Source organism: Promicromonospora kroppenstedtii DSM 19349, assembly GCF_000515355.1.
In the GTDB taxonomy this organism is placed as follows: Bacteria; Actinomycetota; Actinomycetes; order Actinomycetales; family Cellulomonadaceae; genus Promicromonospora; species Promicromonospora kroppenstedtii.
In genome coordinates this window covers 64022-64821 of sequence record NZ_KI911656.1, presented here as the reverse complement: position 1 = coordinate 64821, position 800 = coordinate 64022, and the positions used below count along the sequence as shown (strand labels likewise).

The following is an 800-nucleotide window of genomic DNA, read 5'->3' as shown; positions in this document are numbered from 1 at the left end:
GGGGACCTGCCCGGCTGAGGTCGGCCTGCGGCGCAGGAGAGACCCGCGCGGCCGGGCGGCGCGGCGCGAGACCGCGTGCCTCAGCCCGTGATGCCGAGCCGCAGCGCGACGGCGCCCTCCGGGATCTCCGGGAGCGTGCCGCCGAACTCCGGGCAGATCGCCTGGTGCGCGCACCAGCCGCACAGCTTGGACTTCCGCGGCTTCCACTCGCCGGTCCGGGCGGCGTCCTCGATGCCGGACCAGATGGCCCGGATCTTCTGCTCGGTGTGCACCAGGTGGTCCGTCGTCGGCTCGCCGCGCAGCACCTGGCCGTCGCCCAGGTACACGAGCTGGAGCATCTTGGGCAGCACCCCGCGCTCCCGCCACAGCACCAGCCCGTAGAACCGCATCTGGAACACGGCCGACGTCTCGTAGCCGGGCCGCGGCGACCTGCCCGTCTTGTAGTCGACCACGCGCAGCGCGCCGTCGGGCGCCACGTCCAGCCGGTCGACGATGCCGCGGAGCAGCGGGCCACCGTCGAGCTGCGACTCGACGAGCAGCTCACGCTCGGCGGGCTCCAGCCGGTTCGGGTTCTCCAGCGTGAAGTACGTGCCCAGCAGCGAGCCCGCCCCGGCCAGCCAGCCCGCGCGGTCCTGCCCGTCCGGGCCGATCCCGTCGGTGAACAGCCCCGCGTACCGCTCGTCCGCCTCCAGCAGCCGGTCCCACTCGCCCGGCAGCAGGTCGTGTGCCGCGGCCAGCGTGCGCTCGCCCAGCGGGGCGTCGTACAGCCGCTCCAGCACCGCGTGCACCAGCGTGCCGCG

1 protein-coding gene is annotated in these 800 nt (G+C 74.9%); it reads right to left on the bottom strand.

Translation table 11 applies throughout. The features are described from left to right. Nucleotides 1-80: 80 nt before the first annotated feature. The coding region (locus PROKR_RS10980; RefSeq protein ID WP_036963050.1) for a RecB family exonuclease at nt 81-800 on the bottom strand (720 nt) is incomplete at its 5' end.